The organism is Bacteroidota bacterium (assembly GCA_016715425.1).
Classification (GTDB): domain Bacteria; phylum Bacteroidota; class Bacteroidia; order Chitinophagales; family BACL12; genus JADKAC01.
This window is the reverse complement of record JADKAC010000008.1, coordinates 79,665-102,772: the sequence shown is the minus strand read 5'-3', so window position 1 is coordinate 102,772 and position 23,108 is coordinate 79,665. Positions and strand designations below refer to the sequence as shown.

Annotated in this window: 14 protein-coding genes; 7 read left to right on the top strand and 7 right to left on the bottom strand. The window is 33.7% G+C overall.

Going from position 1 to position 23,108, the window contains the following annotated elements; all coding sequences use genetic code 11:
- The first annotated feature begins 165 nt into the window (after positions 1 to 165).
- The 3 genes from serS to IPN31_14555 all read left to right on the top strand — a co-directional run bounded on the left by serS (position 166) and on the right by IPN31_14555 (position 2,925).
- Positions 166 to 1,437 (top strand): serine--tRNA ligase, encoded by a 1,272-nt coding sequence (gene serS, locus IPN31_14565; protein MBK8683100.1) that lies wholly within the window; start codon positions 166 to 168, stop codon positions 1,435 to 1,437.
- A gap of 63 nt (positions 1,438 to 1,500) precedes the next feature.
- On the top strand, positions 1,501 to 2,109 hold the full coding sequence (locus tag IPN31_14560) for a hypothetical protein (protein MBK8683099.1): 609 nt from the start codon (positions 1,501 to 1,503) through the stop codon (positions 2,107 to 2,109).
- 78 nt (positions 2,110 to 2,187) lie between these two features.
- Positions 2,188 to 2,925 (top strand): hypothetical protein, encoded by a 738-nt coding sequence (locus tag IPN31_14555; protein MBK8683098.1) that lies wholly within the window; start codon positions 2,188 to 2,190, stop codon positions 2,923 to 2,925.
- Positions 2,926 to 3,016: 91 nt separating this feature from the next.
- On the opposite strand, the gene IPN31_14550 is transcribed toward IPN31_14555, so the two are convergent.
- Together IPN31_14550 and IPN31_14545 are read right to left on the bottom strand one after the other, a co-directional pair.
- Positions 3,017 to 3,568 (bottom strand): YdcF family protein, encoded by a 552-nt coding sequence (locus IPN31_14550; GenBank protein MBK8683097.1) that lies wholly within the window; start codon positions 3,566 to 3,568, stop codon positions 3,017 to 3,019.
- Between the two features lie 146 nt (positions 3,569 to 3,714).
- On the bottom strand, positions 3,715 to 4,716 hold the full coding sequence (locus tag IPN31_14545) for an aspartate-semialdehyde dehydrogenase (GenBank protein ID MBK8683096.1): 1,002 nt from the start codon (positions 4,714 to 4,716) through the stop codon (positions 3,715 to 3,717).
- Positions 4,717 to 4,816: 100 nt separating this feature from the next.
- On the opposite strand from IPN31_14545, the gene IPN31_14540 reads away from it, so the two are divergent.
- Entirely contained in the window at positions 4,817 to 7,435 is a 2,619-nt protein-coding gene (locus IPN31_14540) for a lamin tail domain-containing protein (GenBank protein ID MBK8683095.1), read from the top strand.
- 55 nt (positions 7,436 to 7,490) lie between these two features.
- Here the strand turns inward: IPN31_14540 and IPN31_14535 are convergent, their stop codons facing one another.
- The 4 genes from IPN31_14535 to IPN31_14520 form a co-directional block, all read right to left on the bottom strand.
- Complete coding sequence (locus tag IPN31_14535) at positions 7,491 to 7,934, bottom strand: hypothetical protein (GenBank protein ID MBK8683094.1); 444 nt, start codon at positions 7,932 to 7,934, stop codon at positions 7,491 to 7,493.
- 11 nt (positions 7,935 to 7,945) lie between these two features.
- Positions 7,946 to 8,416: a hypothetical protein gene (locus IPN31_14530; GenBank protein ID MBK8683093.1), complete on the bottom strand. Its 471-nt coding sequence runs from the start codon at positions 8,414 to 8,416 to the stop codon at positions 7,946 to 7,948.
- A 122-nt stretch (positions 8,417 to 8,538) separates the two neighbouring features.
- A complete protein-coding gene (locus IPN31_14525) occupies positions 8,539 to 14,598 on the bottom strand; it encodes a hypothetical protein (GenBank protein ID MBK8683092.1) in 6,060 nt (2,019 codons plus the stop codon).
- 114 nt (positions 14,599 to 14,712) lie between these two features.
- A complete protein-coding gene (locus IPN31_14520) occupies positions 14,713 to 15,726 on the bottom strand; it encodes a hypothetical protein (protein MBK8683091.1) in 1,014 nt (337 codons plus the stop codon).
- A 73-nt stretch (positions 15,727 to 15,799) separates the two neighbouring features.
- Here IPN31_14520 and IPN31_14515 point away from each other — a divergent pair, with 73 nt between their 5' ends.
- Both IPN31_14515 and IPN31_14510 read left to right on the top strand, forming a co-directional pair.
- Positions 15,800 to 18,913, top strand: a complete 3,114-nt coding sequence (locus IPN31_14515) for an ATP-dependent helicase (GenBank protein MBK8683090.1) — start codon at positions 15,800 to 15,802, stop codon at positions 18,911 to 18,913.
- A 45-nt stretch (positions 18,914 to 18,958) separates the two neighbouring features.
- Complete coding sequence (locus IPN31_14510) at positions 18,959 to 20,764, top strand: glycogen/starch synthase (GenBank protein MBK8683089.1); 1,806 nt, start codon at positions 18,959 to 18,961, stop codon at positions 20,762 to 20,764.
- Positions 20,765 to 20,833: 69 nt separating this feature from the next.
- On the opposite strand, the gene IPN31_14505 is transcribed toward IPN31_14510, so the two are convergent.
- Positions 20,834 to 22,732 (bottom strand): gliding motility-associated C-terminal domain-containing protein, encoded by a 1,899-nt coding sequence (locus IPN31_14505; protein MBK8683088.1) that lies wholly within the window; start codon positions 22,730 to 22,732, stop codon positions 20,834 to 20,836.
- A gap of 174 nt (positions 22,733 to 22,906) precedes the next feature.
- On the opposite strand from IPN31_14505, the gene IPN31_14500 reads away from it, so the two are divergent.
- Positions 22,907 to 23,089 carry a hypothetical protein gene (locus IPN31_14500; protein MBK8683087.1) on the top strand — a complete coding sequence of 61 codons (183 nt, stop codon included), beginning with the start codon at positions 22,907 to 22,909 and terminating at the stop codon, positions 23,087 to 23,089.
- Positions 23,090 to 23,108: the final 19 nt, after the last annotated feature.

Genomic DNA, 23,108 nt, shown 5'->3' with positions numbered 1-23,108 from the left:
AGAAGCGAAATTTATGAAGAATGCCTCTCTTGAGAGTTTGAATCTGATGCAAGGTTAAAAAGGATTTGTGAAAAAAAAAAATTTTATTTAAAACCTGTATCCAGTAAGAGTTCTGTAATCACCCAAGAATGGCTAACCTTGTATATTTGCTGATAAACAGAGAACATGCTTGATATTAATTACCTGCGCAATAATACCGATGAAGCGAAGAGCAGACTTAAAAAACGCAATCGTGAACCCGTATTAATTAATAATGTATTGCAATTGGATGAAGATAGAAGAAAGACTCAGGTATCATTAGACAATGCATTAGCCGAAATGAACAGCACTTCGAAAGAGATTGGGAAATTGATTGCTCAAGGGAAAAAAGAAGATGCTGAATTGGCGAAATCTAAAACAGCAGAATTAAAAGAATTAATTGCCACTTTTCAAACACAACATGATACGATTGCGGAATCAATTCGTGAATTATTAATTACCATTCCCAATTTGCCGCAGACAATTGTTCCCGAAGGAAAGGATGCTGAAGATAATATCGTAGTGAGACAGGGCGGCAATGTCCCGGTGTTTAACGAAAATCCATTGCCCCATTGGGAATTAGCTGCGAAGTATAATATCATAGATTTTGAATTAGGAAATAAATTAACCGGAGCAGGCTTTCCTGTTTATATTGGTAAAGGCGCAAAATTGCAACGAGCTTTAATTGCATTTTTTCTGGATAAAGGAGAAAAATCCGGATACACGGAAATCATGCCTCCATTAATGGTGAATGAAGATTCGGGTTATGGAACTGGTCAGCTTCCGGATAAAGAAGGACAGATGTATTTTATGCCTGCGGATAAATACTATATGATTCCAACAGCAGAAGTTCCATTGACTAATATTTACAGAGATGTAATTTTAAAAGAAGAAGATTTGCCGATTAAGCTAACTGCATATACACCATGCTTTCGTCGAGAAGCTGGATCTTATGGTAAAGATGTGAAAGGGTTAAACAGACTACATCAATTTGATAAAGTGGAAATAGTACATCTTGAACATCCTGATCGTTCTTCTGCTACATTAGATGTTATGGTGGACTATGTTGAATCAATAGTGCAAGCGCTTCAATTACCTTATCGGATATTGCGATTATGTGGCGGTGATATGGGCTTTGCTTCTGCAATTACTTACGATTTCGAAGTGTATTCTGCAGCACAAGAAAGATGGTTGGAAGTGAGTTCAGTTTCAAATTTTGAATCCTTTCAAGCCAATAGAATGCGATGCAGATACAAAGATTCTAAATCAGGAAAAAATCAATTGGTACATACATTAAATGGAAGTGCTTTGGCATTGCCAAGAATACTTGCAGCACTTTTAGAAAACAATCAGGATGCACATGGAATAAACATTCCAAAAGCATTGATTCCATTTACTGGATTTGATAGGATTTCTTGATTCGAATTGTACTACATTTGATAGGTGATATCGTTTCAGAGCATACTGAATCAAATTTCTATAGTGGCATGCTTTCAGGGATTCCTCCATGCAGCCGGATTATTTTTTATAAATGAAGGAGATAAAATTCTCAATATCATCTTCCGAATTTATTTAATGTGTCTCTCCTTAATTGCATTATATTCCACTTTGTATTGTATGGGCTATTATGGAAAATATTCTGCTATTTTGTGTTTCAATTTCCCCACAGATTTTATTGGTAATGCAGTAATATATTTATTTGTTTTTTGGTTAATAAATCTGAATTATAATATATATCTGACAACAATTTTTCATTTTAATTCTGCAATATTAATTCTTACCTACTATGCCAATTATTATTTTTCTGCAATACATGTAAAGCAGGAAATAATTCAAAGACGTTATTATTATTTTCCGTATGTAGTTGCTTTCCTTTCTTTTTTGGATATTATATACTCTGTGATTTGCATTTTGATAGACGCAGTAATATTCCAACACAATAAAAAGCAGGCATCAGAATTTTACAGCGATTACGAATGGCGCAATCAGAGGATAGACTGTTTGGCTTATATCATAAAATGCAGCCGGATGAAATTGCATTCGACTGTAATTAATTTAATGAAGACATGCAACAGGGTGTGGGATATTTGATGACGGGAGCAATTAATAATTTAAAAAGAAAAGTATAAAAATTAATATAATATATTTTCACCTTTAAATTTTACAACTATGAGAAAGTCAAAAAAAAATTTCCGCATTATCTCACTGGTAATTCTAATTTCTTCGCTGATTTTTTTACCTCTGTATTCTTGCTCACAATCCAAGGCAGAACAATTAGAGGGTAAAAATTTTACTATTGTTACGATGGAAAAAAATAAACCTGTTACTGCAGGAATAGAACATGCGCAATTCATGGATGGAAAATTCATGAATAAGGAATGTGGTCGTTGGGGATTTACTGAAGGAAGTTATACTGCAAAAACCAAGGATGACCTTACAACTTTTGAATCTACCTTGCTAAGTCCGAATGAAGGTAAAATGACGTTTATAGGAACAGTACAGGGAGGTAAAATAGAAGGCACCTTTATCTGGAGTAAAGAAGGTCAGGCCGATATTAATTATGAATTTATTTCAGGCGAACAATTACCTCAAGAATCCGCACAGCTCAATGGTAATTCTATTCTTATAAAATATGATGACGGCACTGGAGAAAAAGAAGAAATTATAACATTTAATAACGGGATGCTTGAAAGTCCTGCTTGCTATGAATGGGGTTTTAAACCATCACCATATTCGGCGTGGATTGATGGAGATAAAATAAAATTTGAAAGTACTACCCTCAGCGAAAAGGAAGGGAAAATGCATTTTGTAGGAAGTATCAGAGGTGGAGAAGTAAATGGAACAGAACATTGGACAAAAGAAGGTCAAAAAGATATTTCTTATGCATTTACAGGATGGGTTAAATAAAGTATGTTTTAGATAAAAAAAACGGCATACATTATTTGTGTGCTCGTTTGTTTATTTGAATAACAATGATTAAATACTTTTTTAAAATAGGTTAAATATTTATTTTCTCTCCCAAATATTTTGGTTTGGTCTGTAATATATAACAATCAATAAATGCACTTACTCTTGCAGGATATTCACGCAAATGTGTTTTTACACTTTGTCCGGGATCCACAGCGATATATCCATAAGCAACTAAATTTTTTCTGTTTGCAATAAATAATGCTCTTTGCAAATGAAACATTTGACTAACTATAATAATTGAATCCTGACCAAAGACTTCTTTGGATCGCACTACACTATCGAACGTTCTGAATCCCGCATAATCAAGTACTATACATGAGTCGGGCACATTTAATTTTATAAGTGCTTTTCGCATTTCACGTGGCTCATTATATTGCATAGTACCATTATCGCCACTCAATAAAATTTTAGTTACTGTACCTGCATGATATAATTGCGCAGCCGCTTCAATACGATATTTAAAATACAGATTTTCATTACCGCCAATTACCTTATGGGATGTGCCTAATACAAGCGCTGTATATGTTTGAGGAATAGCATTTGTTTCAGAAAATAATTGATGGCGTACTGAATAATTCATCCAGATACTCAGACTTATTATGCAAGCAATTAGAAAGGCAATTAATCCTATTAAGATTATAAAATATTTTCTGATGTGATGCAAGAATTTCATGTTATGCTGACAAAACGAAAATAAAGCTTAGTTCTTATTTAGTGTGTGTGCAATCAGGATAACTTATATTTCTTCATTAATAATTCTGCAATTTGCACTGCATTAGTTGCAGCACCTTTACGCAGGTTATCGGCAACTATCCAGCAATTAAAAGTATTGGGTTGAGAATAATCCATGCGTATTCTTCCCACAAAAACATCATCTTTTCCTTCTGCATATATCGGCATCGGATAGAGTGGTTGTTGCAAATCATCTTCTATAATCACACCTTCAGTATCATGTATTAACTGCGTAATTTGTTCAATAGAAAAAGGTAATTCACATTCCACATTTGCACTTTCGCTATGTCCGCCGGAAACAGGAACACGCACCGTAGTGGCAGAAATCTTAATAGAATCATCACCATAAATTTTTTGTGTTTCATTATGCATTTTCATTTCTTCTTTCGAATAGCCGTTATCTAAAAACACATCCACTTGGGGAATTACATTCATATCAATACGAAAAGCATATGCAGGATTTTCTGTGGTTCTGCAATTTGAAGTTCGCTCTGTATGTAGTTGCATAATTCCTTTTGCACCCGAACCTGATACCGATTGATACGTAGAAACCACAATGCGTTTTATTTTAAAAGCAGTATGCACTTTATGCAATGCCAAAACCATTTGTATTGTAGAACAATTTGGATTTGCAATAATTTTTCTTTTGCCTTCCAGATGATGCGGATTAATTTCCGGAACCACCAAAGCACATTCCGGATGCATGCGCCATGCCGATGAATTATCAATTACCCAACAGCCAATTTTTTCAAATTCCGGTGCCCATTGCAAAGAGGTTTCACCCCCGGCAGAAAATAATGCAATATCAGGGTGCATAGCTATCGCCTGTTCCATACCAACTACTTCAATATTTTGATTTTGAAATTTTATTGTTTTACCTATGGAGCGTTCCGTAGCAACAGGAATTAATTGTGTAACAGGAAAATTTCTTTCTACTAATATCCTGCGCATCATTTGACCTACAAGACCGGTGGCGCCGACTACCGCTATTTTCATGTTTGAGTTTTTTTCAAAGTTAAGTTTTACTTCGTCTTCCTTTAATAGAGTAAAAAAATACTGTTTATTTTAAAATGCAATTTGTAATTTTCTACTTCCAATGAAAAGGACATTTTTACTTATAAGTATTTTTCTACTTCAGCAATGTATTGTTGAAGCGCAGGATTTTGTTGATGATTTCGCTGATGGTGATTTTTCTACCTCCATTGTTTGGGATGGCAACACCGATAATTTTATAATTAATCCTGAATTTAATTTGCAATTGAATGGAGATTGTGCAAGTGGTGGATCCAATTATTTATCTGCTGTTTTTACTTCTTTGGATTCTGTTACTTGGACATTTAATGTACAATGTTCTTTTGATCCCTCTTCATCCAATTATGCCAAGGTGTATTTGCAAAGTAATAGTGCTGATTTAAATGGCGCACTCAACGGTTATTATGTGCGCATTGGCGGTGAAAGTGGTTCTACAGATGCAGTTGAAATTTATAAACAAGAAGGTACTACAAGTACTTTGGTTTTAAGAGGTATTGATGGCAATGCTGCGGTTTCGCCCCACCTGGGAATTAAAGTAATACGTACAAATTCTGCGGAATGGAATTTATATGTAGATGTAAGTGGTGGAACTGATTATGTATTGGAAGGAACTGCTATTGATGATGCAATAAATGGCGGCGCATTTTTAGGCGTTGTTTGCAATTATACCAGCACACGCTGTCAATCTTTTTATTTTGATGATTTTATTGCAGGACCAATTTTCGCAGATTATGATGCGCCCGTTCTTCAAAGTGTGTCTGTTATTTCACCTGAATCATTGGAGTTATTATTTAATGAAACTGTTGAATTAATAAGTGCAGAAACAATTACCAATTATTCTGTAGATGCGGGTGTTGGCAATCCATTAAATGCAGCTCGTGATTTTTCGAACCCGGCTAAAGTATTACTCACATTTGCAGATGAATTTCCACAAGAAATACTTTTGCATTTAAGTGTAGATAATATAGCCGATGAAGCAGGAAATAGTATGAGTTTGCAAACGATGGAATTCTTGTATATCACCAATAATTTATTTGATGTGGTATTCAATGAAATTTTTGCTGATCCATCACCGGTAATTGGATTGCCGGAAGCAGAATATATTGAGTTGTATAATACTACACCATTTGATATTTCTTTGCTAGATTGGTTTCTAACAGATGCTACAGAAATATCAGATGCATTTCCTGAAATTATACTTCCTACGGATAGTTTTATAATTGTTACTGATGATGCAAATGCAGCTTTATTTTCTGCATACGGATTAGTGATTGGTGTAAATAATTTCCCCTCATTAAATAATGAAGGTGATAATCTTACACTATTTAGTTCTGAAGGAATTGTAATGCACAATGTGCAATTTACGGCTACATGGTATCAAAATACTATCAAAGAAAATGGCGGTTATTCTTTAGAAATGATTGATGTATTTAATCCTTGTCAAGGAATAAATAATTGGATTGCAAGTAATGATTTATCAGGAGGAACTCCGGGGAAAAAGAATTCAGTAGCAGCATTAAATCCGGATAATGTTTCTCCTATGTTGTTAAGTGTTTATCCGCAATCTAACGATACGATTATCGTGTATTTTGATGAAGAGATATTGAGTTCAACGTTAAGTACAACAGTGTTTACCATTGATAACGGTATTGGAAATCCAATAGCGATAATTGTGGAAGGAAGTATAATAAATTCTGTTACACTATTATTATCAACTCCAATAAGCAGCAGTATACTTTATACTTTAACTGTATCAGATATCAGCGATTGTTCAGGTAATATCATTATGTTGGGCAATACAATTCAGTTTGGTATTTCTGAAGAAACTTTTCCGGGTGATATTGTAATAAATGAAGTGTTATTTAATCCGGCAACAGGTGGTTATGATTATGTTGAACTCTATAATAACAGTAAAAAAATTCTCGACCTTTCGGATTTATATATTATTGAATTAAATATGGATGATACTTCTATGATTTCTGAATTTGCGAATGTGAGTGTAAGCGGTCGTTTATTTTTCCCGGGCACTTATGTATTGCTTACAGAAGATATTTCCAATGTTGCGCAACAATACAATAGAAATGATATCAGCAATTTTATAGCAATAACTGGAATGCCTAACTATCCGGATGATGCGGGTGTGGTATTAATTCAAACAAAAACTTTTGTGAATATTGATAGATTAGAATATTCCGATGAATGGCAATTTGAATTGTTGGAAGATGATGATGGTGTTGCATTAGAGCGAGTATCATTTTCTTCACCAACTCAAGATGCAAACAACTGGCATTCGGCAGCAGAGCTTATCGGCTATGGAACACCGGGTTATCAAAATTCAAATTATAATGCCGCAGTTATTGCAGATAATTTATTGCACATAGAATACTCCGTATTTAGTCCGGATGGCGATGGCTATCAGGATTTGTTGATGATAACTTATCAAACACAGGCAGAAGGATTTGTTGCCAACATCAGAATATTTGATGATGCAGGCAGACCGCTTGCTACAATTTTAAATAATGAAACATTAGCAAGAAAAGGTTTTGTTACATGGGATGGAGTGTATGATGATGGCCGACGGGCACCAATGGGAATTTATTTTTTGTATGCAGAATTTTTTAATCTGGATGGCATAGTAACAAAGCAAAGAAAGAAATTTACACTTATCAGAAAGTATGAGTAAGCAATAAAAAAAAAGCCCGATGATTAACCGGGCTTTTGATAAATATGTTTTTCAATTATTCTATACGTAATAATTCGTATTCAATACTTGTAGTAACAAATGTGGTATCATTTAACTGAATCACTTCCTGATTAAGAATTACCTGACGATCTTTTTCATTTACAGTAAAATCAAAAAGAAAATCTTCATTGTTGTATTCAATTAAAAGTTTATTTTCATCGGTAATGCTCCAGTTAAACTCGGTGAAATAAGTTACATCCGGCTCTTTTAAATCAATCCATTGGCCATCCAGATTTTCGAAAAAATACATATACCCGCAATCGCCATATTCCAAAGTTTCTGTTGGTAATCCAGTAGTTGCAATGGTGAGCTTATAATTATCAATATTCCATCTGCCGCATTGGCGAGTCAAGTTATTCTCTAATTGCGATTGTTTGGAACATGACGCAAGCAGAAGAATAATTACCGGCAGAATTGCTATTCGATTGAACAGTTTCATAGCTATAAATTTTATTTATTTTTTATTTCGTTTACTCTTGAAATAGTAATTTGAGTGTTAATAATAATAGTAACACTGGTTATCGGATCCACGATAGATTCTTCTCTCGTCCAGATTTGTTTGTCTTTATTAGTTTGCTCAACATTATATTCTTGCTCCAAGCTATTTTCAAAATTGATTAAAATTGTATTACTTGTATTTTCATATTCAAAATATTGAGCTACATCCACATTCAATGTTGTGTCTAAACCAATCCAAATTCCGGTTCCTGATTCATAAAATAATAACTCACCTTGATTGGAAATCTTTTCTTCAGAATACACCGGAGGATCAAGTTGAACTGTTGTATTTACTTTGAGTTCATCTATGTTCCAACGGCCTCCATCTTTTGTAAGTGTATTCTGCAATTTAATTTCCGGAGAACAAGAAATTGCAAACATTACAATGACGATTAGTGCTGCTGCTATTTTTAATTTTTGCATTATACGTATTTATTGAGAAGGTAAAGTTAATGTTTTGTTCAATTCAAAATTACACCACACAACAATGATAGACTATATTACTCTCCATTTATACATGGAATCCATTGTACAAACGCATTTTTTTACCTTACCGTTACTCTGATACCTTCTGAATGCGCACTAAATTCCGGTGCATACATACATTGAATACTTGTGATGCCATTACTGAATTTACCTTTTTGAGAAACACGTAAACTGTATTCAAATACATAGGTTCCTGTGGGCAATCGCTCAATAAAGAAATTTGTAGAAGCATCTCTTGTGCTTTCATAATATCCTAAACCATCCTGCCATTTATAACTACTCAATACATTCACCGGTTCGAAGCATGCAGCCCGCATATCTTTCAGATGAATATATTCCATGTCTCTGTCGGAACGCAATTCAATTCTTATTTGCACAAGGTCACCAATTTCTAATGGTGTATTATATGTAATCGCTTGCAGTTGAACACCCGTTGCAGTATTCACTTGTTTAAATAATTCTTTGTGCAATTTCAATGGAGTTTCCGCCGGAGTTATCTTATCTAATTGTTCGAAATATTGCCAGTAAACAGCACCATAAGAAAATCCGGATTGCGTACCTGTAACAGAAACGTTTGCCATATTTTCTGCTATTGCATTTCCACTCCAGGTATTATTAAAATATCCTGTTCCTGCTTCAATATTATCCGGTTTTATTTTTAATCCACCAATAGTAATCTCTGCAAGTTCAGTACTCGCAAGTAAATCATTTCCAGTAAGCAACAATGCATAACATGCTTCAGCAGTTGCCTTCGTTGTTTTCCAATCGTTAGTTTGCTTATTGCGCAATAACCAGATTTTTAATTCTTCCACTGCAGGTTTATCCATAGTGATTTCATTAAATACTTCAATCATCAGTGCTTGAGTTTCAATAGGCGATTGATACCAGAAATAGCCGGGAGTATTATTTTTCCAATACATTCCCATATCTTCTTTTTCAATTGCAAATTCTTTTAATGATGCTACTATATCTGTTGCTGTTTCAATTTCACCTGCTCTATATAATGTAAGTGCAATTAATCCTTTGGAATATAAATCATGGTCCAACCAATATTTTTTTAGCTGACCAATAAAATAGGTTTTTGCTTCAGAATAATTATCTGCAGGAAACGGCATATCCGAATAAAAACTACGGCCATATAAATAATGGATTATTAAAGTGGATGGATGATATGTTTTTTTATCCGTTTTATATTTTGCGAGATCCGTATAATCTTTCAGCATTGCATCATCCAGAAAATTTATAGCAGAAGTGGTCATGCTATTAATCGCTATATCAGATTGTGTTACCACTTGCAATTTTTTTAAATGACCTATTCCATTTACGATATGTTGAGTTATATATCTGCTATCGGGCATACCATTAAACCATGGCCATGCACCACTTGGCGATTGCATTTTCTGAAGCTTCAGCATAGCAGTTTGCAATTCCATTTGCATCTTATTCGCATCAAACAATATGGCAATTCTTTTCTTGCGTTCTGTTTCATCTTTTGCCTGTAATACCCAAGGTGTTTCTTCAAGCAATAATGATTTTAATTCTTGATTTTTTTCGAGATTGGAAGTCAAACTATTTGGTGCTGCATTCCATTGATCAAATACATTTTTTATTTCCGGTTTGGATTGTGTGATATGCGTTGCAATACTATTTGCATAATAGCGGCTAAAAACCTGCTCCGCACATTCATAAGGATATTCCATTAAATAGGGTAATGATTGCACTGCCGACCAAACGGGATTGGAAGTATATTCCAATGTTAAACTCTGATGTTGTAATGTGGAAGATGATGATGCATTTAATAATTTGGTAAATACAAAATCTGTTGTTTTTCCTGCTCTCACCCAAAGCGGCATTGACTCCGTAACTAACATGGTATTACTTAATACAGGCAATACATTTTGTTCACCATCAGTAAATTTTTCTGCACTTGCTTTTAATTGATATTGCACCGCTTGAATCTCTGCAGGTATATTCAATTGCCAACTCACGGCAACACTTTGTTTTGGCAACACACTAAATGTTACTTGCTTGTTTGTATTTATAAATGCAGAATCTACATTTTGCATATTCAATGCATTAAATAATTCTAATTGCGCAATTCCGGTTTGTAATGTATCAGATAAGTTTTGAATTTTTGCTGCAATAATTATAGTATCACCTCTTCTGAAAAAGCGAGGCATGTTGGGTGTAATCATTAATTCTTTTTGTGTGATTACACTGCTGTAAGCAAAGCCGCTTAACAAATCCGTTGTATGTGCCAGTGCAGTAAATTTCCATTCGGTTAAAGCTTCCGGCATAGTGAAACTAAACACGGCAACACCATTGGAATCTGTTTCTAAATGCGGATAAAAGAAGGCCGTTTCATTAAAGTTTTTTCTGAGTGGTACATTATCTAATTGATTAAAATTATCAGTGGTTTCTTCTTCAGTATTTTGTATTGAATCAAAAGACTCCATATCATCGGATGATTCTGCCGGAGGAGCTGCATTTTTATCCGACTTTTTATTTTTTCTATTACCACCATCATTTACCACCATCACTTCTTCTAAAGCCACACCATCATAATTTCGGCCATAATAATACATATTGTATCCAAACCAATTAAGCTGATCGAAATTATAATATTTAAAAGTTGGATATTCATTGCGATTATTATCTATCTGCATTCCTTGCACTATGATAAACATATTATTATCCGAGATGCGTGGGGAGTTATAATTAATTGGCCAACTAATAAAATTCCAATTGTTTCCTTTAAAAGCATCTAATGATTTATCATACATAGAAGCAAGAATTTCTGCAGCAACTGCATCACCTTTCGGTCCCGCCACTTTTATTTTCCATGTTTCATTTTCTCCGGGCTCTAATAAATTGCGATGTGTTTCAAGAGTTACCGATAATTGTTTTTCATTCCATGGAACATTTATCCGCCAACTAATTTGATGAATCCGATTGTCGTTCACCATGTATGCCGTGATATCTATTCCACCAAAATCATTTTCATAAACAGGAATAGTAAATTCATTAATCTTATTTTTAAGTGTGTACCAGTTGTAAGAAACCGGAGTATCAGGTCTGCTTACTACAAATAAAATTCTTGCATCAGACACATCGCTATTCAAATGAATATTTATTTTATTTCCCGGTTGACTTGTAAATTCTGAATCAGTGCTTCGTAAATATTGCTTAATAACATCTGTATTTTTTTTATCGGTTATACGCATGTATTTCTCAACTTTAATCTCATTGCCTTTATCATCTTTTGTAACCAATACTATTTTATATGCACCCGCATTCCATAGTTGTGGATTTAAAATAACTTCTGAATTTTGCGATGTATTGAAATCCGCTCGTTGAACACTTTCTCCGAAAACCCATTTCTGCATATTGTTTTCATCTGCATATAAATCAATTGGAAATAATGCAACATATTCTTTCTTCGTCATTGTAAATAAATCCGGCTGTGACCACAAACGATTTCTGTATAATTTATCAGGAGCTGTTAATGGATAAATGGTAACAGTTCCTGTTGCAGAAACTTCGGTATCATTCAGATTTGTTGTAGTTATTTTAACTGCAAAAGAAGAATCTTTACTTGCTGTTTCAGGTAATTCCATGTCTGCTTTAATGCCAATATAACCTGCAACAACTGTGGTAGTACTTGTACGTGTTTCACCAGAAATATCAGTTACTTCTGCAATCACTTCATACATGAATTCAGGTTTGAGTTTTTTATTTATTTCTTTATCCGCTAATGCTGCAAAAGAAATTTCAAAAACACCAGAACTGTTTGTAGTTGTAAATCCATTTGTTATTTCTAAATCTGCTTGTCGGGGATAAATAGATTTATAATAATAAGGCATTGGATAAGGAAACCTTGCTTTGCGAATTACTCTGTAACGCACCGCAGCATTGTCCACTACTGCACCTGAATAATTCATTGCAGTTCCTTTCACAGTAATTGTATCTCCTAATGTATATGTCCCATTTAATTTTTCAGATTTCACATAAAATGTAGGACGTTTATATTCTTCTACACTTATGGTTTGCATTCCACTTTCATTGCGCAAAAACATTTCACCTGTAATGCCTCCTTGTGGTGCAGAAAAAGTACCGCTGAATGAACCGTATTCATTTGTAGTTAAAGTAACCTTACTTATCAGTTGATTATTTACATCATAAAAACCAAGTTCAGTGGAATAATTGCTGAGAACATTTTTTGATTTTCCGTTTGCTGCATTCTCCAACATTATTCCTTTGAAATAAATTGTTTGACCTGGCCGATAAATAGATCTGTCAGTAAAGAAAAAAGTACTTGTAAATTTATTGATCGATTTATTTTCAGGTCGTTGAATATAAAAGTATTGCTCATTGTATAAAGTATCGCCTTTATAATTTATTTCGATTTTTAAATAATTATTCTCAGCCTCTGCAGATGGAATAAAAAATGCACCCTTGTTATCGGAATAATATTTTATTCCCGGCGTATAAATATATTTTTTGCTTTTATTATCATATATCTGATAAAATGTTTGCGCCTCTGCATTAATTAAAGGAGTGCCATCCATACGATCCAATACATAAAAATTATTACCGCCGGTGGGAAGGGCATTTGTAATGTAACTGATGTTTGTAATATTTATAACACCATAAGAAACTACGGCCGTATTATTTGCAAAGTCGCTTTCCGAACTTGCTACCAACACATAAATTCCATTCTTTAAAGCATCCACTTTTATTTCGGCAGAATGATTTTGATAATCGTTTGTTTGAGGTAACTTCTGTTGCCATTGTTTATAGGATTTTATTTTAGATAGAAATTTTGCTTTAGAATCATAATCTGTTGCATTTAAAGATTCCAATTCTTTCTCCGATAATTTGATAAGATGCATATACGCAACAGGTACATTTTTCCATTCCACCAATGCACGAAATGGTAAGTCAGGTACATTATATTTTTCAGTGGTAATTTGAATTGTTTTATCTAGAATTATTTGTTTTAAAGCTGCGCAATTAATTCCTCCTGTACTTTTTGGATAATGTGCAATTGTACTATCGCAAACTTCTAAAGCTTTGGCAGCATCCATCTGCACATCAATATTATAAAACGGATTATAGGCAGCACTTTGATCGTAAAGTTGTTGTGCTATTTCATAGCTGTAATCCGCAGAAGCCGGATGTTGAATATATTTTTTTTCTGCCGCTTGCAATGCGTTTAAATACAAGCTGTCTTTAAATGCAAACACCGCATTTTGTTTTACAAACTGCAATCGTTTTATATCCGCCTGAATCAATGCTGTAGGTTCCGGATCTTTTAAATGAAACGTTATTAATTCCTGCATTAAACGCAACGCATATAATTTATCCGCAGTGGAATCGGCAGATAAAATATTTAATGAAGCAAAGTTTTTATTATCAGATAAATATTCGGGATTATCTATTTTAAATACATAAGCGGGTTGTGTTAAATAGGTTTCGTTATTTGCAAAATAATCGAATGCACGATGAGCAAGAAGATCATATAATGTTGGTCGGATTAATTTACTTTCTTTATCACCCGTAATTAATAGTTCTTCATAAGGAATGAGCAATGCTTTTTGCAGTACATCAATATCCGAAACCGATTGTATATATAATTCTTTTGTTTTTGAAACTAGAGTACTTAGATCCCATGTGCGAATATCATCCGTGGCAGTTTGCATTGCAGATCTGTTATAAAACCGCCATGAGTTTTGTTGATAATAATTCTGATACATTTCCGCTAACATGGATTGCATAATGTTTTTTGCTGGAACAGATTCTGAAACAATATTTTTTTCAAGATATTCAATTGCTTTTATGTCACCATCTTCTTCTAAAGTAGAAATGTATTTGCAGGAATAAATAGTTGCTTTAATTATTTGCACCTGATTATTTTCTTCTTTTGCAAAATCAAGAATATCTTTTACTTTATCATAAGCAGATTGGGGTAATCCCTTTTCATCTAGTTTTTCAACGGAAGCCCAGGCCTTATCATAACCTTCAAAAGTATTCTCATTTGTAAGCATAATATTTTTTGCTGCAATAGTTGCAACCATAAAAATAATAGTAGATAAAAAAAATGTTTTTATGAATTTCATCCTATAAAGATAAATTGAACCATGCACATAGATGAATCAATGCAACATATTCCATATATAAATGCAAAAAGCAACACATAAAGTATGTATTGCTTTCTTGATTCTAAAAGTGAATTATATGATTTTAAAAGTAGTATTGCCTGTTATCGAAACATCAATTAGTTGACCTTGATCTTCAATATGCATTTTCACATCTTGTTTTAATTCTGCACTTCTTGTCCAACCCGAATGTGAATCAACTTGCATAGTACCATTTTGTCCGCCGGTCATCGTTACTTCATTACCGGTTCCACCAATGCTGCGGATATAATCTTTATCCACAGAAAAAGTAGAATTCACTGAAATATTTGCAAGCTCGCTATCAAAACTTTTAAGTGTAAACACATTTTTCATAATAGTTGGAACGCCACCCATATCAACAGAATCAATAGTAATCCATGTATCGCCGGGTTTAATTGCTTTGCGTGGAAAAGCAACAAAACTGTTTAATACTTCCTGATTTAAATCACTCATTTGTTGCGCAACCATAACCGCATCATTACCTAATTCTGTTTGAATTTTTTTCTGAATTGCATCCGTTCCTTTCATTGATAAAATGCGTGCATTTTTATCCATTTCAATAGTAACCGGCATACCAATGTAACAATCCATAATCTGACGCAACATATCAGCATCTTGGTCTGCAGATTTCTTTCCTGATTCAAAAGCTACTTCTATTGTACCTTGAGTAACTTTTGATTTAAAATTTTTCACAGAGCTTGTAATTATAAAATATCCATCACTATTTGGCTGTTCCACTTTTAAATTATTGGATGCAGATAAATTCATGATATTGGATGAAGCCTCACCATTAACGGTTTGCGAAATCCTGGAAGTTGTTTCCATTAAAGTAGAATACGTTTTACCTGTAATAGGATTAAACGTAAGATATAATTCACCTTCGCCCACTACAACAGGACTATCATCTACTTCTTCACCGCCAAAGAATGAAATAGTATCACCACCGGTAAGTTGTAAAGTATCTGTATTTTCTGTTGAATTAGTATCTGTAGATTTTTTTTCAGATTTGCATGCAACAATCAAAGAAAAAAGTATTAGAAATATAACGCTATAAGAATATCTGATCATTAATTTTAATTTAAATAAGTATTGATTATGTAAGGGGGCAAAATTACCCGAAATTCGTAACATAAATTATCCAATGAAAAAAGAACAATTTGATAAAACGCATTTTGAAAATGCATATCAGGAATTAAATGAACGACAGAAAGAAGCTGTAGATTGTATTGAAGGCCCCGTGCTTGTAGTAGCTGGTCCCGGAACGGGAAAAACTCAAATACTTGCAATTCGAATCGGTAAAATTTTACAGGAAACAGATACGCTTCCAGAAAATATTCTCTGCCTTACTTATACAGATGCAGGTTCTATAGAAATGCGAAAGCGTCTTGTAACATTTATCGGCACTGCTGCATATCGTGTGGGCATTTATACCTTCCATGCTTTTTGCCATGAAGTAATTCGTACACATCAGGATTATTTTGGCACTCGTACATTGGAACCTGTTTCGGAATTGGAACAAGTAACTATGGTAGAAAATATATTGCTGCATCTGCCACCAAATAATATTTTGAAAAAGTTTTATGATGATCAATCTTATGAAACAGGAAGATTGCTCCGGCTTTTTGATACCATGAAGAAAGAGAACTGGATGCCTGCCACAATTTTAGATGCAATTGAATTATATATAAAGGATTTACCCACCAGAGATGAGTATATCTATAAGACAAATAATAAAGCTAGAGGATTTTCCAAAGGGGATTTAAAAACTGCGGCAATTGAGCAAGAAGTAAAAAGAATGGAACAGTTGCAAGCAGGTGTTGCACTCTATGATGTATATCAAAAGGAAATGCAAAAAGCAGGTAGATATGATTTTAATGATATGATTCAATGGGTGAAAGATGCATTTGAGAATAATGAGAATCTGCTTCTTTCTTATCAGGAAAGATATTTATATTTTTTAATTGATGAGTTTCAGGATACCAATGGAACGCAGAATAAAATATTAGAACAACTCACTAATTATTGGGATATTCCAAATGTGTTTGCAGTGGGTGATGATGATCAAAGTATTTTTGAATTTCAAGGAGCACGAGTGAAAAACATTCTTGATTTTTATAATCAATACAAAGGAAATATTCGCCTTATTGTTCTAGAAGATAATTATAGAAGCACACAATCTATTTTAGACTCAGCCAAATATTTAATTGATAATAATGAGGAAAGACTTATTAAAAAATTACCCGGCTTATCAAAAACTTTAATTGCAAGTAAGTCGGAAAGAAAGGCAAATAATTTTAAACCGGAAATTCATATTTATGAAAACCTGGCGCAAGAAGAAGCAGGAATAATAATGCAAGTGGAACAATTGCGTGATGAGGGAATACCATTACAAGAAATTGCAATTTTATATCATCGTCATGCACAGGCAGAAAATTTAATGCAGCTATTTGAAAAGCGCAGTATTCCTTTTCAAGTGAAAAAGAAAATGAATGTTTTGGAAACACCGTTAGTACAAAACCTTCTACAACTGTTTGAATATATTGTTGCCGAAACGCATAAACCGAATTCCGGAGAGCATTTATTATTTCGCATTTTGCATTTCCCTTATTTTGATATTGCACCACATGATGTAGCTTCTATTGCTGCATATATTTCAAATAAACGGGAATACATTTCCTGGCGAACCTTACTTGCAGATAATAAAGCATTGTCGCAAATTAAATTGAAGAATCCTGAATCATTATTGCGTTTTGAAAAGGCGATGCAATATTGGTTAACGGAATCCACCACACTTACACTACCGATGTTGTTTGAGAAAATGCTTAACGAGAGTGGATTGTTGCAATACATTATAAAACAGAATAATCGCATCTGGTTGTTAGAAGTATTTACAACACTTTTTGACTTAATAAAAGAAGAAGCTTCCAAGAAACCGCATATTTTAATTTCAGAATTTCTGGAATTAATTGAACGTATGGAAATACATGGATTGGGCTTACCAGTTTATAAAACAATCATGCAAAAAAATGGAGTGCAATTTATTTCGACACATAGTGCTAAGGGGATGGAATTTGACTATGTATTTTTAATGGGAGCTGTAAAGGATAAATGGGAAAAAGCACAAAGTGGAAATCAAAATTTTAAACTGCCGGATACATTGACATTAACTGCTGCTGAAAATAAAACCGAAAGTCTGCGCAGGTTATTTTATGTGGCGGTTACCAGAGCACGTCAACATTTGTATGTATCCTACTCTAAGAAAACTAATGCAGAAAAAGAGCAGGAGCCATCACAGTTTATTCTTGAATTAAAATCGAATACAGATATTATTTCTACTGAAAAAGAGATTCCAGAATCTATTCTATTGGAATATAAAATAAGTGAATTATCAGAAGCTCCGAAGGTAGAAATTGATTTATTCGACAAAGAATTTATAGCAAGGCGACTCAACAATTTTGTGATGAGTGCTTCCTCATTAAATGCATATCTGGAATGTCCGGTAAAGTTTTATTTTGAAAAAATTATTCGTGTTCCGCAGGCAAAAAATGATTCAATGGCATTTGGTTCTGCAGTGCATAATGCGCTTCATAAGTTGTTTGAAAACATGAAGGAAAGCTCTAAGCAAATATTTCCAAATGCAGCAGAATTTGTTTTGTATTTTGAATTGGAAATGGCCAGAAATAGAGATGCATTTACAGATAAACAATTTAAAAATAAATTGGAACAGGGGAAACTTATATTGCCGGCATTCTATAATAATTATATAAAAACTTGGAACAAAGTTTTTGTTACTGAATATCCAATTCGTGGAGTAGAGTATAATGGTATTCCCATAACAGGTGTATTTGATAAAATTGAATTTGATGGTACCGATGTAAATGTGGTAGATTATAAAACCGGAAGTGTGGAAAGAGGTAAAGAAAAATTAAAAAAGCCTAATGATAAAAATCCAAATGGAGGAGATTATTGGCGTCAATTAGTTTTTTATAAAATATTAATGGATGCACAGAAATTAAAACCATGGAAGATGGTAAGCGGTGAAATTGATTTTATAGAGATTGATAAGAAGAATAATGTTTTTGAAAAATATAGACTAGAAATTACGGATGAAGATATTGGAATTGTATCAGCACAATTAATTGACAGCTATAACAAAATAATGCAAATGGAATTTACTGTAGGTTGCGATAACTCCGATTGTAATTATTGTAAATTCGTAAGAGATAATTATATACCTGCAAAAAGAAATGATTAGCAAATGTGTTGCTAATAAATATTTAGTAATTTTCGACCAATAGATATGGCAAAGAAAAGTTTATACGAACCGTTATTAATAGAAGTAGCCTGGGAAGTGTGCAACCAAATAGGTGGAATTTATACCGTGGTACGTAGCAAGGTGCCATCAATAGTAGAAAAATGGGGTGATCAATATTGCCTTATCGGTCCGGTATTAGATAATAAATTGCCAGCGGAATTTGAAGAAGTTGTAGAACCTGATGATGTTGTAAGCAAGGCAGTAGATGAAATGCGTGTTCAGGGTTATGAAGTATTTTATGGTAAATGGTTAACACAAGGTACGCCCAGAGTTATACTTATAAATCCAAAACAAGCGGAGGGAAAGTTTAAAGAAATACGTCAATATTTACTACATGATCATAAAATAAATATTGTAAATCCGGATGAGCTATTGCAAGAAGTTTTGTACTTCGGTCATTTAGTTTTTCAATTTTTTAAAATTCTTGAAAAGACAATTGTAGGCAAAGAAGTGATTGCACATTTTCATGAATGGATGACGGGTATGCCTATCGGATTATTGAAACATGTGAATTCAAAGATTCGCACAGTATTTACCACGCATGCTACTATTTTGGGTAGATATGTTGCAATGAATGATACCAATTTTTACCGCAATTTATCTTCTATAGAATGGCTGCCTGCAGCACAAAGATTTTATATTGAATCGCAGGTAAGATTAGAGCGAATGGCTGCAAATGATTGCGATGTATTTACAACAGTAAGTGAAGTAACCGGAAAAGAATGTGAATTTTTGTTGGGCAGAAAACCAGATCATATTGTACCGAATGGACTTAACTTATTGCGCTTTCTAGCAACACATGAATTACAAAATTTACACTCACAGTTTATGGAGAAAATCCATGAATTTACAATGAGTCATTTCTTTCACTCTTATACTTTCGATCTGGATCAAACACTCTATTTTTTCACTTCAGGAAGATATGAATATCACAACAAAGGATATGATCTTACACTAGAGGCATTGCGTCGCTTGAATGAGAGAATGAAAAAAGAAAAGATTGATAAAACAGTTGTGATGTTTTTTATTACAAAGCAGCCATATGAATCTATCAATCCTAAAGTATTACACTCAAGAGCGGTGATGGATGAGATACGTTCTACATGTGAGGAGATATTAAAACAGATAAAAGAAAAATTATTTAAGGAAGCAGCAGTAAATCCTGATCCTAATTTGCCGGAGTTAAATAGTTTGGTAGATGATTATTGGAAATATCGATATCGTAAAATGATTCAATCATGGAAAAGCGATTATTGGCCAATCGTGGTAACACATAATTTAACGAGTGATAGTGAAGATGAAATTATAAATTTTGTACGCAATGCAGATTTAATTAATAAGCCTACTGATAAGGTTAAAATAATTTATCATCCAGATTTTATTACACCAACCAATCCATTGTTTGGAATGGATTATCCGCAGTTTGTACGTGGATGTCATTTAGGAATTTTTCCAAGTTATTATGAGCCTTGGGGATATACACCTTTAGAATGTGTAGCTCGTGGAGTTCCTTCTGTATCAAGTGATTTAAGCGGTTTTGGAGACTATGTTTATAATAAGTTTCGCAATACAGATGAGCAGGGAATTTACCTTGTAAAACGTCGTAATAAAACCTTTGATGAAAGTGCTGAACAATTATGTGATATCATGTTCAACTTTGTACAATTAAAAAGAAGGGATAGAATTATTTTGCGAAATACAGTTGAAAGTTATGCTGAAAATTTCAGTTGGAATACACTTGTTGTGCATTATGAAAAAGTGTATCAGATGGCCTTGGAAATAAATAAGTGAAATAACTTATAAAACAAAAAAGAGGCTATATCACTTTTGATATAGCCTCTTTTAATTTTAAGAAAATTATTATCGCACTAAAGTGAATGTTCCGTTTTTACTAAATGAAATTCCAGTGTTGAATAATGCATTTACAAGATAAACATAAGAACCTACTTCCTGCTCTTCATTATTGTATCTTCCATCCCATCCTAAAGAATAATCAATGGAATTTGTTTCGAACATTAATTCACCCCAACGATTAAATATTTGCATATTATAAGTTGCTAAATCAAAAGCAATTCCCTGAAAATTATCATTGATATTATCACCGTTAGGTGTAAAAGCATTTGGCATTAACACTTCATTTGTATATATAACTGTAACATAAACCGAGTCTGAAGTATAACATCCATTTAAATCAGTAATTCCAACAATAATATAACCTGAATTACCAGGAGTAACAGTGTAAGAAAAGCAAATACCAGTGGTGTCAATAAGAGTATCACAATTTAATGTACCTCCTCCCGGGCTCCAGGAAACACCACTTAATTCCGTAGTAGATGGTTCAGCTTCAATTGTAACTGATGCACCAAATACTATAGAAAGATCCGGTCCTGCATAAATAGATATATCATCGGGTTGATTAATCGTAAAAGTGGTGGACTCTTCACATCCATTTGCATCAGTAACTACTACATCATAATCGCCGGCAGTAAGACCGGTTAATATACTTCCTGCCCCGCTATCGCCATTTACTGAAATTGTATATGGTATGGCACCTCCACTTGTGCTTATTTCTGCAGAGCCATCATTGTAACCATAACATTGATTATCATTTATGTCTTCAATTTCTAATACTAATGGTATAGGTTCTGCAATTGTAAATTCAAATATTTTTTGGCAACCATCAGGTGCAATTACTAAAACATTATAATCTCCCGCTGATAAACCTGATAAAGTATTTGACCCTGTTGCACCGGTTGACCATTCATATGTATAAGGACCGGCGCCACTTAAATTTATTGTTGCTGAACCATCTGTATCACCACCACATGAAACATCTGTTATGGTTAATGTGCCATCAAAACTTTCTGCAACAGTAATGGTAACATCATCTTCAAGGGTAGTTCCATCACATAGAGATTGCACTAAGGTATATGTAGTAGTTTCTTCAGGAGTTACATCAACAGTTGGGCCGGTACCTACTATTAAACCATCTTCATCATACCAAGTTAAGTCACTGGTGTACCATCTCCAAGACTCTTCACTTGCCGCCCATTCAGTAGCATTTCTACCATCGACAGCAAAGGCAATTGTTCCATCTGAATTTTGCACTCCTTGAGTTGCTACGCCTATGTCCCAAGTTGGACAAACCATGACATCTACAAAATGATTGTCTATATAGTTAGAAGATTCATATAAAACAATTTGAAATGTGCCTACATCTGAAGTACATTCATACAAAGGAACTTCCTCCCATGTAATTACTGTCTTTTGATTTGGTGATATTCCTATGGTTTCATAATGAATACAATCATCACATAAGCCAGTGTACCAATCTGTCCAAGGACCAAAAATTGCATTTTTCGGAACGTTTGCAGCGTTGTCCGGAATCGGACCGTCAGGAGTCCAATTGCCAGCCCAGCTACCACCCGGCGCTGAAAAACTTATCCATCCGTTTGAGCATACATAAAATTGTGTAAAATCAGTTCCAAAAAAGCAAAATGTGAACCCAATATCAAAAGGACCTATATAAGTGTCATCCACCATAGAGGTTGCTACTCCACCTATTTCTTCAGGTGCATATGGAATTTCTTCATAGGTATAGCAATCACCACAAAATTCTGTAACCTCGGAATACAGTGTGAGAGTTTCACCACTACAAACTGTAGTATCCGGATATGCAGTAATTTGAGATGTTACTATTTTGGAATTAGTTACCAGGAAGAATGTAACTGTTGTGAAAAGTATAATTCTTAGTTTCATTTTTTTATAACTTATTAATGCTTTAAAGTTAAAGATTGATTTGTTTTAGTTATAGACAAGCTCACAATTTTCTGTTACTATTTTGTAATGTTAAGTTTCGATTAAGATGCAACATAAGTAAATGAGAGCTCGTTTTGGTATTACATTCAGCAAATAAATAATTTACCAATGACAATGTTAGAATATTTTAAACTTATCCTTGAAAAGGTAAGTTTTGATCCTGCACTTTTCAGAATGGAATTTAGAAAAGCTGCAAAGAAATTAATGGAAGAAGAAATTGCAGAATTAAAAAAGTGGTGCATTGACACATTTGGGTTAACATATTGTCTTAAGGCAGATCCTTCATTTGGTATTTAATACTTACATTTAAATTTAG

What these genes read in the sequence shown, in the direction of transcription:
- serS (MBK8683100.1), top strand. Translation starts at nt 166, where the DNA reads ATGCTTGATATTAATTACCTGCGCAATAATACCGATGAAGCGAAGAGC.
- IPN31_14555 (MBK8683098.1), top strand. Translation starts at nt 2,188, where the DNA reads ATGAGAAAGTCAAAAAAAAATTTCCGCATTATCTCACTGGTAATTCTA.
- IPN31_14550 (MBK8683097.1), bottom strand. Translation starts at nt 3,568, where the DNA reads ATGAATTATTCAGTACGCCATCAATTATTTTCTGAAACAAATGCTATT.
- IPN31_14545 (MBK8683096.1), bottom strand. Translation starts at nt 4,716, where the DNA reads ATGAAAATAGCGGTAGTCGGCGCCACCGGTCTTGTAGGTCAAATGATG.
- IPN31_14540 (MBK8683095.1), top strand. Translation starts at nt 4,817, where the DNA reads ATGAAAAGGACATTTTTACTTATAAGTATTTTTCTACTTCAGCAATGT.
- IPN31_14535 (MBK8683094.1), bottom strand. Translation starts at nt 7,934, where the DNA reads ATGAAACTGTTCAATCGAATAGCAATTCTGCCGGTAATTATTCTTCTG.
- IPN31_14530 (MBK8683093.1), bottom strand. Translation starts at nt 8,416, where the DNA reads ATGCAAAAATTAAAAATAGCAGCAGCACTAATCGTCATTGTAATGTTT.
- IPN31_14525 (MBK8683092.1), bottom strand. Translation starts at nt 14,598, where the DNA reads ATGAAATTCATAAAAACATTTTTTTTATCTACTATTATTTTTATGGTT.
- IPN31_14520 (MBK8683091.1), bottom strand. Translation starts at nt 15,726, where the DNA reads ATGATCAGATATTCTTATAGCGTTATATTTCTAATACTTTTTTCTTTG.
- IPN31_14515 (MBK8683090.1), top strand. Translation starts at nt 15,800, where the DNA reads ATGAAAAAAGAACAATTTGATAAAACGCATTTTGAAAATGCATATCAG.
- IPN31_14510 (MBK8683089.1), top strand. Translation starts at nt 18,959, where the DNA reads ATGGCAAAGAAAAGTTTATACGAACCGTTATTAATAGAAGTAGCCTGG.
- IPN31_14505 (MBK8683088.1), bottom strand. Translation starts at nt 22,732, where the DNA reads ATGAAACTAAGAATTATACTTTTCACAACAGTTACATTCTTCCTGGTA.
- IPN31_14500 (MBK8683087.1), top strand. Translation starts at nt 22,907, where the DNA reads ATGTTAGAATATTTTAAACTTATCCTTGAAAAGGTAAGTTTTGATCCT.